The 15,395-nt window shown below is 72.3% G+C and carries 14 protein-coding genes; 5 read left to right on the plus strand and 9 right to left on the minus strand.

Annotation, left to right across the window (positions count from 1 at the left end; translation table 11 throughout):
- Positions 1–4: 4 nt before the first annotated feature.
- Together EDC50_RS06170 and dksA are read right to left on the minus strand one after the other, a co-directional pair.
- On the minus strand, positions 5–469 hold the full coding sequence (locus EDC50_RS06170) for a nucleoside deaminase (protein ID WP_123769541.1): 465 nt from the start codon (positions 467–469) through the stop codon (positions 5–7).
- Positions 470–611: 142 nt separating this feature from the next.
- Positions 612–1,673, minus strand: a complete 1,062-nt coding sequence (dksA, locus tag EDC50_RS06175) for an RNA polymerase-binding protein DksA (RefSeq protein WP_123769542.1) — start codon at positions 1,671–1,673, stop codon at positions 612–614.
- A gap of 240 nt (positions 1,674–1,913) precedes the next feature.
- Between dksA and yidD the strand changes: the two genes are divergently transcribed.
- From yidD to EDC50_RS06190, 3 genes are read left to right on the plus strand one after another with little or no spacing between them, the layout of a single operon-like run.
- Positions 1,914–2,198: a membrane protein insertion efficiency factor YidD gene (yidD, locus tag EDC50_RS06180; protein ID WP_123769543.1), complete on the plus strand. Its 285-nt coding sequence runs from the start codon at positions 1,914–1,916 to the stop codon at positions 2,196–2,198.
- On the plus strand, positions 2,174–3,529 hold the full coding sequence (locus EDC50_RS06185; RefSeq protein ID WP_123769544.1) for a dihydroorotase: 1,356 nt from the start codon (positions 2,174–2,176) through the stop codon (positions 3,527–3,529). The genes yidD and EDC50_RS06185 overlap by 25 nt, the downstream gene beginning before the upstream one ends.
- Entirely contained in the window at positions 3,526–4,419 is an 894-nt protein-coding gene (locus EDC50_RS06190; protein ID WP_123769545.1) for a M23 family metallopeptidase, read from the plus strand. Before EDC50_RS06185 ends, EDC50_RS06190 begins: the two co-directional genes overlap by 4 nt.
- A 319-nt stretch (positions 4,420–4,738) precedes the next feature.
- Here EDC50_RS06190 and folE2 read toward each other — a convergent pair whose 3' ends face one another.
- The 6 genes from folE2 to efp form a co-directional block, all read right to left on the minus strand.
- A complete protein-coding gene (gene folE2, locus EDC50_RS06195; protein WP_123769546.1) occupies positions 4,739–5,671 on the minus strand; it encodes a GTP cyclohydrolase FolE2 in 933 nt (310 codons plus the stop codon).
- 94 nt (positions 5,672–5,765) lie between these two features.
- On the minus strand, positions 5,766–6,488 hold the full coding sequence (locus tag EDC50_RS06200) for a phytoene/squalene synthase family protein (protein ID WP_123769547.1): 723 nt from the start codon (positions 6,486–6,488) through the stop codon (positions 5,766–5,768).
- Positions 6,489–6,584: 96 nt separating this feature from the next.
- Complete coding sequence (locus tag EDC50_RS06205) at positions 6,585–7,274, minus strand: phosphoglycolate phosphatase (RefSeq protein WP_123769548.1); 690 nt, start codon at positions 7,272–7,274, stop codon at positions 6,585–6,587.
- Positions 7,275–7,432: 158 nt separating this feature from the next.
- The gene (gene ubiG / locus EDC50_RS06210; RefSeq protein WP_123769549.1) at positions 7,433–8,152 is read right to left on the minus strand and encodes a bifunctional 2-polyprenyl-6-hydroxyphenol methylase/3-demethylubiquinol 3-O-methyltransferase UbiG; all 720 of its coding nucleotides are present in this window, start codon (positions 8,150–8,152) and stop codon (positions 7,433–7,435) included.
- Positions 8,153–8,255: 103 nt separating this feature from the next.
- Entirely contained in the window at positions 8,256–9,599 is a 1,344-nt protein-coding gene (locus EDC50_RS06215; protein ID WP_123769550.1) for a TRZ/ATZ family hydrolase, read from the minus strand.
- Positions 9,600–9,808: 209 nt separating this feature from the next.
- Positions 9,809–10,375 carry an elongation factor P gene (gene efp, locus EDC50_RS06220; RefSeq protein WP_123769551.1) on the minus strand — a complete coding sequence of 189 codons (567 nt, stop codon included), beginning with the start codon at positions 10,373–10,375 and terminating at the stop codon, positions 9,809–9,811.
- 120 nt (positions 10,376–10,495) lie between these two features.
- Between efp and epmB the strand changes: the two genes are divergently transcribed.
- Together epmB and EDC50_RS06230 are read left to right on the plus strand one after the other, a co-directional pair.
- Positions 10,496–11,512 (plus strand): EF-P beta-lysylation protein EpmB, encoded by a 1,017-nt coding sequence (epmB, locus tag EDC50_RS06225; RefSeq protein WP_123769552.1) that lies wholly within the window; start codon positions 10,496–10,498, stop codon positions 11,510–11,512.
- A gap of 247 nt (positions 11,513–11,759) precedes the next feature.
- The gene (locus tag EDC50_RS06230) at positions 11,760–13,838 is read left to right on the plus strand and encodes a GGDEF/EAL domain-containing response regulator (protein WP_123769553.1); all 2,079 of its coding nucleotides are present in this window, start codon (positions 11,760–11,762) and stop codon (positions 13,836–13,838) included.
- A 594-nt stretch (positions 13,839–14,432) separates the two neighbouring features.
- On the opposite strand, the gene htpX is transcribed toward EDC50_RS06230, so the two are convergent.
- On the minus strand, positions 14,433–15,329 hold the full coding sequence (htpX, locus tag EDC50_RS06240; protein WP_123769555.1) for a protease HtpX: 897 nt from the start codon (positions 15,327–15,329) through the stop codon (positions 14,433–14,435).
- Between the last annotated feature and the right edge of the window lie 66 nt (positions 15,330–15,395).

Genomic DNA, 15,395 nt, shown 5'->3' on the forward strand with positions numbered 1-15,395 from the left:
CCCGCTAGGTCCGGCGCCTCGCCCATTGCTGGTACAACCCGGCCTCCTCCGGCGGGCGCAGCCGGCGCAGCGGCAACGACTGCTGCGCCGGCGGCAGCGCCAGCTGCGCGTAGATCGCCGCCGTGGAGAGGCCGTACGGGGCGCCGTCCTCGTTCGAATAGGCGTACCACGCGGCGGCGATGCCGCTCAGGTGCATCGCCGCCAGGCACATCGGGCACGGGTGGCCGGAGGCGTAGATCGCGCAACCGTCCAGTTGCGGGCCGAGGCGCGACGCGGCCTCGCGGATCGCCAGCAGTTCGGCGTGCGCGGTCGGGTCGCCGGTTTCGTGGATGCGGTTGGCCGCGCGCGCGAGGATCTCGCCGTCGCGCACCAGCACCGCGCCGAACGGCCGCCCGCCGGCGGCGGCGTTGGCGCGCGCCAGCGCGATCGCCTCGCGCATGAAACGCAGGTCGGCGTCGGTGTCGGACATCGGCATCTCCTCGTACGGCCGGAAGGCGCAGCTTGCCCGCCCCGGCCGCGCACGGCGTGGGCCGGCCCCGGCCGTTCGCCCGCCAAGACGCGAAAGCCCGGCCGGGGCCGGGCTTTCGGGGCGGCGGCGAAGCGGACGGCGCTCAGTCGCCCATCTGCTTCTGCATGTGTTCCCAGCGTTCCTGCGCGTCGAGGGTGCGCTCGGCGGTCAGGCGCGCCTCGAGGCGCTCCAGGCCGATCTCCTCGCCGGTGTCCACGCAGTAACCGTAGTCGCCCGAGTCGATCCGCTTGAGCGTGCTGTCGATCTTGCTGATCAGCTTGCGGTAGCGGTCGCGGGTGCGCAGCTCGAGCGAGTTCTCGGTCTCGCGGGTGGCGCGCTCGGCCTCGTCGCCGACGTCGCGCACCTCGTCCTTGAGGTTCTCGATGGTCTGCTTGGACTCCTCCACGAGTTCCGCGCGCCACTGCAGCAGGCGCTGGCGGAAGTACTCGAGCTGGAGCGGGTTCATGTACTCCTCGTCCGGCGAGGGGCGGTAGCCTTCCGGGACGATCGGGCGCCCGGTGGCCTCATCGGTCTTGTACGGCACGACTTTCACCTTGCCTTTCGGCGCGGGGGCCTGCGGCTTGGCGGTGACCGCGACGGCGACCTTGCCGGCCGGGCGCGGCGCGGGTTTGCTGGAATTTCCGGCGGCCGCGGCTTTGCTCGCGGAGCCCTGGGGGGATGCGGTTTGGGTCACTGGCTTTTCGACTGCTTCGGTCTTGCGGGCCGGCGCCACTTCGGCGGTCTTGGTGGCCGGGCGCGGCGCGGGCTTCTTGACGATGGAGGGCTTGCTCCCGGGCTTGGCCGCGGCGGCCTTGGCCGGCGCGCGCTCGGGAGCGGAGTTCTTCGCCACCGGCTTGGCGGCCGGCGCGGGTTTCTTGGCGGCACTCCTGGCGGGCGCCTTCGCCGCCGGCGCCTTCTTGCTTTCGACCTTCCTGGCCTCGGCCTTCTTGGCCGCGGGCTTCGCCACCGGCTTCTTCGCGATCGGCTTCTTCGCAGCCGGCTTCTTGGCCGGGGCGGCCTTCTTGGCGGGCGCCTTCTTAGCCGCAGGCTTCTTGGTCGCGGACTTCTTCGCTGCGGTCTTGGCGGGCGCAGCCTTCTTGGCGGCCGGCTTGACGGTCTTCTGGGCGGCCTTGGCGGCCTTCTTCGCGGTTTTCTTGACTGCCACGAGCGACTTGTCCTTCTGTTTCCCTGAGGTCCTCCGGACGCGATCCGAAGGCGTGGTGGGCCACAGCATGCCCGAGTCTGCGATGGTAGGCGCAAGTGCCGATTCGCAGATGACATTCCGGCCACCGGGCGCTGGATGCGCGGCCCGACCGGATCCGCATGGCGGGGCGGCTCCCGACGCCTTGTGACGGGAAAGCGCGCTGTTATACCCTGCCCCGGCACCTGCGGCAACCGCATGTTCATGCACCCATGGCCGCATGAAGGAACCGTGATCGACCGTCTGTTCATCGCTGCGTTGCGCGGCTACAAGCGCTGGATCAGTCCGCTGCTCGGCCCGCGCTGCCGCTTCCATCCGACCTGTTCGGAATACGCGATGCAGGCGATCGCCCGGTTCGGCGCGCTCAAGGGCGGCTGGCTCGCCGCGCGCCGGCTGCTGCGCTGCCATCCCCTGCACCCCGGCGGGCACGATCCGGTGCCCGGCGCCTCCACCGGACCCGACCCATGCCCGCGACCCCATCGACACTGATCGTCAACGCCCGCCTGGTCAACGAAGGCCGCGAGTTCGACGGCGACCTGCGCATCGAGGCCGGGCGCATCGCGCAGATCGGCAGCGGGCTGGCGGCGCGCCCCGGCGATACCGTGGTCGATGCCGGCGGCCGGCGCCTGCTGCCGGGGATGATCGACGACCAGGTGCACTTCCGCGAGCCGGGCCTGGAGTACAAGGCCGACATCGCCACCGAATCGGCCGCGGCGGTGGCCGGCGGGCTGACCAGCTTCATGGACATGCCCAACACCCACCCGCCGACGCTCGATTCGGCCGCGCTGGAGGACAAGTACCGCCGCGCGGCGGGCCGCGCCTGGGGCAACTACGGCTTCTATCTCGGCGCCAGCAACGACAACCTCGAGGCGATCCGCGCGCTCGACCCGCTTTCGGCGCCCGGCATCAAGGTGTTCATGGGCGCCTCGACGGGCAACATGCTGGTCGACGACCCGGCGGTGCTCGACGGCATCTTCCGCGAGGCGCCGACGCCGATCATCACCCATTGCGAGGACACGCCGACGATCGACGCCGAACTGGCCCGCTACAAGGCCCGCTACGGCGACGACATCCCGGCCGAGTGCCACCCGGACATCCGCTCGCGCCAGGCCTGCATCAAGTCGACCGAGCTGGCGCTGTCGCTGGCGCGCCGGCACGGCTCGCGCCTGCACGTGCTGCACATCAGCACCGCCGACGAGCTGGCGCTGTTCGAGCCAGGCCCGCTGGTCCGCGCCGACGGCAGCCGCAAGCGCATCACCGCCGAAACCTGCATCCATTTCCTGCGCTTCGACCGCGCCGACTACGCGCGCCTCGGCCATCTCATCAAGTGCAACCCGGCGATCAAGGACGCGTCCGACCGCGAGGCGCTGATCCGCGCGCTGGCCGGCGACGTGATCGACGTGCTCGCCACCGACCACGCGCCGCATACGCTGGAGGAGAAGGCGCGGCCGTACACCGGCGCGCCGAGCGGGCTGCCGCTGGTGCAGTACGCCCTGGTCGCGGCGCTGGAGCTGGTCCACGAGGGCCGCCTGACCACCGCGCAGGTGGTGCAGAAGTTCGCCCACGCGCCGGCGCAGCTGTTCGACGTGGCCGAGCGCGGCTTCCTGCGCGAAGGCTACTGGGCCGACCTGGTGCTGGTGGACGACACGCCGTTCACCGTGCGCCGCGAGGACGTGCTCTCCAAGTGCGGTTGGTCGCCGTTCGAGGGCACGACCTTCCATTCGCGCATCGCCGCGACGTGGGTCAACGGCACGCTCGCCTGGGACGGCACGCGCCTGGTCGGCGCGCCGAACGGGCAACGGCTGGCGTTCGCGCGATGAGGCGCGGCATCGCGGCCGCTTCGGCCGCAGCGGCGCTCGTGGCCGCGTTCGGCGGCGCTCCCGTGTCGGCGGCGCCGCAAGCCGCGAATCCGGGCGCGGCGGCGCCGCAGGACGCGCGCATCGTGTTCCCGGCCAGCGTGCCGCAGGGCGCGATGGTGCTGGGCAAGGTGCCGCCCGGCAGCCTCGTGCGCTATCGCGGCCGCCACCTGCGCAGCACCGGCTACGGCACCGTGGTGTTCGGCGTCGGCCGCGACGAGGCGGGGCCGGTCGAGCTCGAGGTCACGACGCCCGGCGGCCGCGCGGAGACCGTGCGCATCGCGGTGACGCCCCGCGACTGGCCGGTCGAGCACGTGCGCGGCGTGCCGCCGAAGACCGTGGACCCGCCGCCGGCGGTCGCCGAGCGCATCCGCCGCGAACAGGCCGAGGTCTCGGCCGCGCGCGAGCGCGACGACGACCGCACCGGCTTCGCCCAGTTCTTCGTCTGGCCGGTGCAGGGGCGGATCAGCGGACGCTTCGGCAACCAGCGCGTCTACGACGGCCAGCCGCGCGCGCCGCACTCGGGGATGGACATCGCCGCCCCGACCGGCACGCCGGTGAAGGCGCCGGCGGACGGCGTGGTCACCTTCGCCAAGCCCGATCTCTACCTCACCGGCGGCACGGTGCTGCTCGACCACGGCTACGGCATCAGCTCCAACTTCCTGCATCTGTCGCGGATCGACGTGAAGCCGGGCGACACCGTGCGCCAGGGCCAGACCATCGGCGCGGTCGGCGCCACCGGCCGCGCCAGCGGCCCGCACCTGCACTGGGGCATGAACTGGTTCGACGTGCGCATCGACCCGCTGCTGGTGCTCGAACGCCAGCCGGCCGACGCGGCCGCGGGCACGCCCTAGTCGGCCGTCCGCCCACCCGGCAGCGCCGCACCGCCGGCGCCGCACGGCCGGGGAACGGGTGAAGCGACACGAGGAACGGGAGCAAGCCAGCCGTTTCCCGTTCTCCTGGTTCGTTCCCGGGCGCGCAGCCCGGGCAAGGCTGCCGCCTCCGGGGCCATCCGGCAGCGGCACCCGCGGGCCGTTCGCCTGCCCCGGGCGAGCGCCGCCGGCCGCCGCTTGCTACCTGCGAGGAGTCACGGCCGCGCGTCTTCCCATGCTCCGCCCCGGGCGGCGGAGGCGCATGGCCCAAGGCGGGCGAAGTCCGGCGGACGGCGGGCGGTCAGGCCGAAGCGCCGCGGCCGGCGACCCGCGCCACCGCGTCGTGCGGATGCAGGCTCTCGAAGTGCGCCACTTCCGCCTCGAAGCGCTCGACCCGCGGGTCGGCCGACAGCGCGGCGGCGACGCGGCGTGCCGCGTCCTCGCAGAACATCAGGTTCTCGGCGTTGAGGCGGGCGAAGGCCTGTTCGTCCTCGCGCTTGACCGCGGTCTGCACCGGCGTGCCCAGGGCGCGTTCGATCGCATCGATCAGCGCGGTCAACGGCAGTTCGTCGAAGCTCGGGCGCAGCTCGACGCGCACGTCGGCGCGGCTGCGCTGCGCATGCGGGGTGGCGGCCAGGCCGCGCTCGGAAGCCAGCCATTCGGCCACCACCGCGGCGGACAGCGGCCGGGCGGCGGCGAAATCCCCGGCGAAGCGCTCGGCGTTGAGCTGGCGCGACAGCGCCGCGGACGCCGGGCAGGTGCTCGAGTACTCGACCGCGAAGCGCAACGCCAGGTGCAGGTGGCCCTCGCGCAGGGTCGCCTCGATCTCGACCGGATAGCGCTTCCACCCGGCGTTGGCGCTGGCCAGCGCCGGGCGCAGCAGCAGCATCTCGTAACGCAGCGCCAGACGCGCGGCGCTGGAGATGCCGCCCTGGTTGTCGATCAGCGTCTGCAGCACGCGGCGCAGGCCGGCCGGCGTGACCGTCTCGCTGGCGAAGGCGTGCTGCAGCTGCAGGTACATGCGCGACATGTGGATGCCGCGGGTGTCGGCGTCCTTCAGGTCCACCGCCACGTCGACCGAGGCGGCGACGGTCAGGACCTCGCCGTCGCTACCGGCCACCCGCAACGGCAAGGCGATGTTGGCCATGCCGACCCAGTCGAGCGGGCGCGCCGCCGCGGCGGCGTCGAAGGCGACGTCCGGAAGGCGGCGCGGGGGGAGAGGAAGAGTGCTCACGACGGCTGAATGGGGGTAGGCGCGGGGGAACGCAACGGGCGGCCATTGTAGCGGCCATGCCCGCGACCGCCGGCAACGGCCCCGGAACGCTGCGTCATGCCCCGGCGCCGGGGCTGCGGCGGGCGCCGCGCCAGGCCGCCCGCAATGCGGACCAGGCCGGCAGCGGCCGCGCCGCGTCGCCACGGCGCAGGCGCGAAGCGGCCAGCTCCGCCCACAACGCCCGCGGGCGCGATACCGCGGCGCGCCGGGGCCAGTATTGCAGCAGTTCCGCGGCCCAGATCGTGGCGCCCTCGCCCGCCTGCGCGCGCGCCAGCACGCTCAGAGGTGCGGCCGCCTCGCCGCTCGTCGCCAGGCGCGCGTGCAGCAGGCCGGCCCCGATCGCGGCGGGCGCAGCCGCGTCGTCCGGCGCGGCGAACAGCGCCGCTTCGACCGCGGCCACCGCCTCGGCGACCGGCGCCAGGGCGGCGAACGCCTCCTCGCGATCGCGCGGACGCTCGCGGCTGTCGCGCAGCGCGGGCAGCGCGGCCGCGAGCACGACCCACGGCGCCGGCCGGCGCTGCAGCGCTGCGCCCAGGGGATGCCGGCGCGCGCCCTGCGCCCAGCCCTGCAGTTCTTCCGCCCACCAGCCCAGCTTGGCCTCGCCCGGGCGCGGGTCCGTCCCGCCCCAGGCCGCGTCGGTCAGCTCCTGCAGCAGCGCCGCCCACGCCAGCGCCACGGCACGCTGTTCCTTGGGTACGAACGCCTCGGCCACGGCCCACTCCGGCCAGCGCGCGCGCCATTTGTCGATGAAGCTGTCGAGGGCGGAATCGTCGGTCATGGCGGGAGTGGCGGTGGGATGAGGCGGAACCGAAAAAGAACGATTGAAGAGGAACGGGGAACGAGTGGAAGCCCGGCGCTTTCGCCCCGCCCCTCCTTATTCGCCGCGGCCCGCCGGCCAGGCCGCCGCTTCGCACAGCCGCGCGGGGGAATCGATCATCGCGTCGGCCTGCCAGGCGATCGGATCGTCCTCGGCGAGACGGTAGCCCCACAGCGCCACCAGCGACGGCATTCCGGCCGCACGCGCGGCGACGATGTCGCGCTCGTCGTCGCCGACGTAGACGCACTGCGCCGGGGCGACGCCGAGGCGCTCGGCGGCGACCCGCAGCGGCAACGGGTCGGGCTTGCGCACGCCCAGGGTGTCGCCGCCGATCAGCACCGCGCAGCGCGCCTCCCAGCCGAGCAGCGGCAGCAGCGCGCGCGCCAGGTATTCCGGCTTGTTGGTGACGATGCCCCAGGCGCTGCCGGCGGCTTCCAGCCGCTCGAGCATCGCGTCGATCCCCGGGAACGGCGCGCCGTGCCGGCCGAGCTCGCGCTGGTAATGCGCGAGGAACTCGGGAATCCAGCTTTCGCGCTCGGCCGCATCGGCCTGCGGAAACGCTGCCGCGACCATCGCCCGCGCCCCCTTGGACACGTGCGGGCGCAACGCCGCCAGCGCCATCGGCGCTTCGCCGCGGGCGGCGCGCATCGCGTTCGCCGCCGCCAGCATGTCCGGGGCGCTGTCGAGCAAGGTGCCGTCGAGATCGAACAGGACGGCGCGGGGGAATCGGGCTGAAGACGTCGGCATGGGACCGGTGCGAAGGGGACTGGGAATTCGGAGCCGGCCGCGGTACGCGCCGGTGAGGCGCGCCGCCTGCCGGTTCCCGACGGCGCGTTTGCCGACGGAGCCCGTCCCGGCCGCCGGCCGCGGCCGGGCGGACCGGACCGGGCCGGCATCGTGCCGGGCTAGCCTTCCGGCTTGCGCGCGCAGGCCAGGTAGTTCACGTCGGTGCGCGAGACCAGCCGCGCGGCGTTGCGCCAGGGCTCGTACATCAGGCCGCTGACGTCCTCCAGCCGCAGGCCGGCCTCGCGCAGCCACGCCGCCAGTTCCGACGGGCGGATGAAGTCGCGGTACTGGTGCGTGCCTTTGGGCAGGATGCGGGCGACGTACTCGGCGCCGACGATGGCCAGCGCGAACGCCGCGGGCGTGCGGTTCAGCGTGGACAGGAACAGCCGCCCGCCGGGCCTCAGCAGCGCGGCGCAGGCGCCGATCACCGAAGCGGGGTCGGGGACGTGCTCGAGCATCTCCATGCAGGTGACCGCGTCGAACGCGCCGGGCGTTTCCGCGGCCAGCGATTCGACCGACTGCTGCCGGTAGTCGACGCGCACGCCGCTCTCGAGGCCGTGCAGGCGCGCCACCTTGAGCAGCTCCGGCGACAGGTCGAGCGCGGTCACCTGCGCGCCCTCGCCCGCGAGCGCCTCGCTCAGCAGGCCGGCGCCGCAGCCGACGTCGAGCACGCGCGCGCCGCGCAGCTCCGTGCGCGCGGCGACGTAGCCCAGCCGCGCCGGGTTCAGCGCATGCAACGCCTTCTGCGGGCCCTGCGGGTCCCACCAGCGCTGGGCCAGGGCGCCGAACTTGTCCAGCTCGGCCTGGCGGAAATTGCGATCGGAAGTCTGGGTGTTCATGGCTTCAGTCTCGGCGTCCGCGCCATCGTAACCGCGCGACGGCGCCGTCGCTCGCGCGAGAGCGGGCGCGTCGCCCCGCGCGGCGGGAATCCGCGCGCCGCGGTCACGTCAGCCGGATCGAGGCGATCCGCGTCCGCCATTGCCGCGCGTTGGCGAGCAGCGCCGCGACGTCGACGTCGACCAGCACGCCGTCGCGCAGCTTGCGCTTTCCGGCGATCCACACGTCGACGACCTGGTGCCGGCCGGTGGCGTAGATCAGCTGCGAGATCACGTGGTGCAGCGGCTGGGTCTCGACCCGGCCCAGGTCGACGCAGACCAGGTCGGCCTGCTTGCCGGGCTCGATCGAGCCGACCAGCCCCTCGAAGCCGAGCGCGCGCGCGCCGCCCAGCGTGGCCGCGCGCAGCGCGCTGGCGGCGTCGAACGCGGCCGCGTCGTTCGCCACCGCCTTGGCCAGCAGCGCCGCGGTGCGGGTCTCGCCGAACATGTCGAGGTCGTTGTTGCTGGCGCAGCCGTCGGTGCCGATGGCGATCGTCACGCCCGCCTTCTCCAGCTTGCCGACCGGGCAGAAGCCCGAGGCCAGCTTCAGGTTCGATTCCGGGCAGTGCACCACGGTGACGCCGCGCTGCGCGCACAGCTCGATCTCGGCCTCGGTCAGCTGGGTCATGTGCACCGCGACCAGGCGGTCGTTGACCAGGCCGAGCCGGTCCAGCCGCGCCAGCGGGCGCTGGCCGAGCTTGGCGTGCGACTCCTCGACCTCGCGCGCGGTCTCGTGGGTGTGCAGGTGCACCGGCACGTCGAGCTGGTCGGCGAGCATGCGGATGCGCTCGAAGTTCGCGTCCGAGACCGTGTACGGCGCGTGCGGCGCGAACGCGGTGGCGACCAGCGGATCGTCGCGCCACTGGTCGTGAACCTCGCCGGCGCGGTCGAAGTATTCCTCGGCGGTCTTCGCCCAGGCGGTGGGGAAGTCGATCACCGGCAGTCCGACGCGCGCGCGGAAGCCGTGGCGCTTGTAGACCGCGGCCTGGACGTCGGGGAAGAAGTAGTTCTCGTTGCAGCAGGTGGTGCCGCCGCGCAGCATCTCGGCGATCGCCAGGGCGATGCCGTCGGCGACGAACTCCGGACCGATCACCGCGCCTTCGATCGGCCAGATGTGGCCCTGCAGCCATTCCATCAGCGGCAGGTCGTCGGCGATGCCGCGCAGCAGGGTCATCGGGTTGTGCGCGTGGGCGTTGACCAGGCCCGGGATCAGCGCCGCGTCCGGCCGCGAGACGGTCTCCTGCGCGGCGTAGCGCGCGCGCGCCTCGCGGGTCGGCAGCACCGCGAGGATGGCGCCGTCCGCGATCGCGACCGCATGTTCCTCCAGCACCACCGCGTGCGGCTCGACCGGCACCACCCAGCCGGCTTCGATCAGCAGGTCGCAGGCTTCCGGGCGGGGGGCGGCGGTCATGCAATCTCCTGTGCGGCAGGCCGCTTGTCAGGCCGGCGGCCTTCCGATAGCTCGGCATTCCCGGGAACGGGAATCCGGTGGCTCGTCGTTCCCGCGCAGGCGGGAATCCTATGGTCCGTCATTCCCGCGAAGGCGGAATCCAGTGTCTTCGGGCTTGATGAAGCAAAGCGAAAAACCACCGGACCCGCCCTCGCGGGAACGCCTTTGCGTCACTTCACCCGGCTGACGTACTCGCCCGAGCGGGTGTCGACCTTGATCACCTCGTCCTGGGCGACGAACAGCGGCACGCGCACCACCGCGCCGGTCTCCAGCGTGGCCGGCTTGCCGCCGCCGCCGGAAGTGTCGCCGCGCACGCCCGGATCGGTCTCGACGATCTTCAGCTCGACGAAGTTCGGCGGCTGCACCGCGATCGGCGTGCCGTTCCACAGCGTCACCACGCACTGTTCCTCGCCCTTGAGCCACTTCTCGGCGCCGCCCATGCCGGCCTTGTCGGCCTGGACCTGCTCGAAGCTCTCCGGGTTCATGAAGTGCCAGTACTCGCCGTCGCTGTACAGGTACTGCATGTCGACGTCGACCACGTCGGCCACGTCCACCGAGTCGGTCGCCTTCATGGTCATCTCGACCACGCGCCCGGACTTGATGTTGCGGTACTTGACGCGCGTGAACGCCTGGCCCTTGCCCGGCTTGACGTACTCGGTCTCGGTGATGATGCACGGCTCGTTGTTGACCAGGATCTTCTGCCCGGTCTTGACGTCGTTCATGCCTAGGCTGGCCATCTGCAACTCCTGCTAAGTGAATAAGTGACGTGGCCCCGGCCGCTTCGCGATGGCAGCGGAGGCTAGAATGTCGGGCTGTCGCGCCGGGCCCGGGCCGGGCGCAAGGAAAACCGGTCCGCCATGATACCCGCAGCCCCCCTTCCCCTGCAGCCCGCTCCCGCCGCGCCGCGCTGGCAACAGCTCTGGCGCGAGGCGGTGCGCGACCCGCGCGAGCTGCTGGCGCTGCTGGGCCTGGACCCGGGCGCGCTCGGCATGTCGGAAACGGCTGCCGCGCAGTTCCCGCTGCGGGTGCCGCGCGGCTTCGTCGCGCGGATGCGCCGCGGCGACCCGCACGACCCGCTGCTGCGCCAGGTGCTGCCGCTCGACGAGGAGCTGCGGCCGAGGCCGGGCTTCTCGCTGGACGCGGTCGGCGACGGCGCGGCCAAGGCCGGCCATGGCGTGATCCGCAAGTACCGCGGCCGCGCCCTGCTGGTCGCCACCGGCAGCTGCGCGGTGCATTGCCGCTACTGCTTCCGCCGCCATTTCCCGTACGCGGAGGAAACCGCCGCGGCGGGCGGCTGGCGCGAGGCGGTGGCGCTGATCCGCGCCGATCCCGGCATCGACGAGGTGATCCTCTCCGGCGGCGACCCCTGGTCGCTGGCCACGCCCAAGCTGGCGGAGCTGACCGATGCGCTCGCCGCGGTGCCGCACCTGAAGCGCCTGCGCGTGCACACCCGGCTGCCGATCGTGCTGCCCGAGCGCGTGGACGAGGCGCTGCTGGCCTGGCTGCGCGCCCTGCCCTGGCCGGTGGCGGTGGTCGTGCACGCCAACCATGCCCACGAATTCGACCCCGCCGTGGACGCCGCGCTGGCGCGGTTGCGCGGCGCCGGCGCGACCCTGCTGAACCAGGCGGTGCTGCTGCGCGGGGTCAACGACTCGGTCGAGGCGCTGGCGGCGCTGAGCGAGCGCAGCTACGCCGCGGGCGTGCTGCCCTACTACCTGCACCAGCTCGACCGGGTCCAGGGCGCAGCGCATTTCGAGGTCGCCGACGGCGACGCGCGGCGCCTGCACGCCGCGCTGGCCGCGCGCCTGTCCGGCTACCTGGTGCCGAAGCTGGTCCGCGAAGTGGCCGGCGACCCGGGCAAGCGGCCGCTCTGACCGCGGCGGCGGCATCGGCGGGCCGGCGTGAACCGCGGCCGTAACCCAAGCGTTATCCCGTTTTCACATCGCGCGCGTGGACTGCCGCGCGGGTTTCGTGTCATAAACCGCTCGGCCCGCCCACCCACTCCAGACCGCTCCGCCGCGGTGCCGGCCGGCGTCGCCGCGCCGCGCGCGATCGGCGCGGGGATTCCGGGCCGGACGCGAACGGGGAAGGACGCGGGCAAGGCTCTAGGGGAGACCAGGAATGCAATTCGGCAAAGACACCGCGCTGCGCCTGCTGATCGTCGACGACAGCGTCGAGGCGGCGGAGGCCATCGTCAGCGGCCTGCGCAACGGCGGCATCGCGGTGCGGCCCTCGCGCCCGGAAAGCGAAGCCGACCTGCCGGCGCTGGTCGGCCAGCAGCCGCCCCCGGACCTGGTGCTGGCCGCGCACGACGCCCGCAACGTGCCGCTGCACAAGGTCATGCAGTGCGTGGACGCCAGCGGCAAGGACCTGCCGGTGCTGGTGGTGCTCGACGCGGTCGACGAGGAGCGCCTGCTGGAAGCGCTGGCGCTGGGCGCGCGCGACGTGGTCCTGCGCGGCCGCCCCGAGCACATCGAGAGCCGGATCCGCGCCGAATGGGCCGACCTGGAGGCGCGCCGCGCGCTGCGCCGGCTCGAGGCCCAGGTGCGCGAGACCGAGCGCCGCTGCGACGCGCTGATCGAATCCTCGCGCGAGCCGATCGCCTACATCCACGAGGGCATGCACATCCGCGCCAACGCGGCCTACCTGGAGATCTTCGGCTTCCGCTCGTTCGACGAGATCGAGGGCATGTCCCTGCTCGACCTGATCGCGCCGCAGAAGGTCGAAGGCTTCAAGCACCTGCTCAAGCAGATCGCCCGCGGCGAGGCGCCGCCGCGCCACGAGACCGAGGCGCGCGCGCTCGACGGCGGCCATTTCGCCGCGGTGATGGAGTTCACCCCGGCCAGCTACGAAGGCGAGGCCTGCCTGCAGGTGATCCTGCGCCGGCAGGAGATCGACCCGGAACTGGCGCGCGAAGTGGAGGCGCTGCGCCAGCGCGACCAGGTCACCGGCCTGCTCAACCGCGCCACCTTCCTGCGCACCCTCGAGGACGCGGTCGCCGACGCGGCGCAGAACGCGGCCCAGCACGGGCTGCTGCTGGTCGAGCCCGACCACTACACGCGCCTGCTGCAGGACATCGGCCTCGACGCCGCCGACGCCCTGATCGCCGCGTTCGCGCAGCGCCTGCGCACCGTGCTCGGCCCGGACGACATCGCCGCGCGCTTCGCCGAGCACCAGTTCGCGGTGCTCGCCCGCAACAGCGACCACCTGCACACCACCGGCCTGGCCGAGACCCTGCGCGCGGCGTTCGCCGACCATGTGCTGGAGATCGACAGCCATTCGCTCAACGCCACGGTCAGCATCGGCGGGGTGCAGATCAGCGAGAAGATCGCCAGCCTCGGCGCGGTCCTGGGCAAGGCCAGCCAGTGCGTGCAGTCGGCGTCCGGCGTCGGCGGCAACCGCAGCGAGCTGTTCGACCCCGGCGCGGCCGACCGCGCCGAGGAGGAACGGGTCGAGGCCTGGGTCGCGCGCATCCGCGACGCGCTCGATGCCGACCGCTTCGTCATGGAATACCAGCCGCTGATCGGCCTGCACGGCGAGCCGGTCGAGATGTACGAGGCCTACCTGCGCCTGCAGGGCGAGCACGGCGAACTGGTGCAGCCGCTGACCTTCCTGCAGATCGCCGAGGAGCACGGGCTGCTGTGGGAGATCGACCGCTGGGTGGTCGGCAAGGCGATCGCGATCATCGGCGAGCGCCAGCGCGCCGGCCGCCGCACCACGCTGCTGGTCAAGATCACCCAGGCCTCGCTGCAGGACGACAGCCTGCAGCGCTTCATCCACGAACAACTCGCCCGCCACGGCGCCGACGGCCGCCTGCTGGTGCTGCAGCTGCCCGAGTCCAAGGTCTTCACCCACCTGCGCGCCGCGCAGGAGCTGCAGGCGCGGGTCGCTTCCGCCGGCGTGCGGGTCGGCCTGGAGCAGTTCGGGGTCGGCCTGAACTCGTTCCAGCTGCTCAGCCATTTCGACGCCACGTTCCTGAAGATCGACCGCAGCTTCGCCCAGGACCTGCCGAACAACCCCGAGCACCAGCGCCAGATCCGCGAGATCGCCGACAAGGCTCGCGAACTGGGCCGGATGACGATCGCAGAGTTCGTCCAGGACGCGGCCAGCATGACCATCCTGTTCAGCGCCGGCATCGATTACGCCCAAGGCAACTTCCTCGCGCCGCCGGGGCCGGCGATGGACTACGAATTCCCGTGATTCGCTAGCGGGAGTGGGGGAATCGGAAATCGGGGCGTGACTGTCGGCATCGGACAGGGAGCGATGGCTGGTGATCATTCGTTCCTTCCCGCACCCACCCGGCATGCAGGCCCGTAAGCCGCCCGGCTTTCTCGGCTCACGCCCGTGCGGCCCCGGAACGGCGGTGGCATCGTTTTTTATCCAGGCGGGTCGGGAGCCAAATCTGGCTGCCATTGAAGACGATCCGATGCCCGCGAGTTATGTGCTTGCAAATACGGCATTGCGAGAAGTGCGTACGGCGAAACTTGGCAGCTTCATCAGAGACTCGAGGGACGTCAAACCCTCGCAACGAACGAAACCGCGCAATGGCTGCGGCGCTTTGACGTACCCGAGAACGAACTGCTCGACTATAAGAACAAGCTCACGGAGGAGCCCCAGCTGACACCGGAAACAACGCTACCGGATCGGCTCTGACGCAGTGCAGCCAGTGCACTTGCCTCGCTCACGGTGGTCGGTTCGAGTGGGCTCGCACCTCCAAGCAGGCTCACCCTGCCGGGCGCATCACGAAAAAGCCCGCCGAACGGCGGGCTTTTTCGTTGCGTCGGCGCCGCCGGCTCAGCCGACCACCGTGCCGCGCGCCTGCTCCACCGGCGCGCTGCGCAGCGCCTGGATGCGCTCCTCCAGCGGCGGATGGCTCATCAGCAGCTTGCGCAGGCCGAAGCCGACCGCGCCGCTGATGCCGAAGGCCTGCACGGTCTTGGGCAGGGTGCTCTCGCCGTAGGTCTGCGACAGGCGCTGCAGCGCCGCGATCATCTTGTCGCGGCCAGCCAGGCGCGCGCCGCCGGCGTCGGCGCGGAACTCGCGGTAGCGCGAGAACCACATCGCGATCATGCTCGCGAACAGGCCGAAGACCAGGTCCAGCACGAACACGATCGCGTAGTAGCCCAGGCCCGGGCCGCCCTCGCGGTTGCCGCTGAGGTAGCCGTCGATCACCCGGCCGACCACCCGCGCCAGCACGATCACGAAGGTGTTGAGCACGCCCTGGATCAGCGCCATCGTGACCATGTCGCCGTTGGCGACGTGGCTGACCTCGTGGCCGAGCACCGCCTCGGCCTCGTCGCGGTTCATCGCCCGCAGCAGGCCGGTGGACACCGCGACCAGCGAGTTGTTGCGGCTCGGGCCGGTGGCGAAGGCGTTGATCTCCGGCGCGTCGTAGATCGCCACCTCCGGCATCGCGATGCCGGCGGCCTCGGCCTGGCGCCGCACGGTGGAGACCAGCCACTGCTCGGCCTCGTTGCGCGGCTGCTCGATCACGTGCGCGCCGACGCTGCGCTTGGCGACCCACTTCGACATCATCAGCGAGATCATCGAGCCGCCGAAGCCCATGATCGTGGCCATGACCAGCAGCCCGGCCTGGCTCTGCGGGTTCACGCCGAACACCGCCATGACGATGCTCAGCAGGACCAGTACCGCCAGGTTGGTGGCCAGGAACAGGACGATGCGTTTGAACATGACGAAAACCTTTCGCGCCCCATGCGCGCCTTCGCCGGAAAATGTGGCAGGCTGCGCGCAAATTCA

The organism is Vulcaniibacterium tengchongense (assembly GCF_003814555.1).
In the GTDB taxonomy this organism is placed as follows: domain Bacteria; phylum Pseudomonadota; class Gammaproteobacteria; order Xanthomonadales; family Xanthomonadaceae; genus Vulcaniibacterium; species Vulcaniibacterium tengchongense.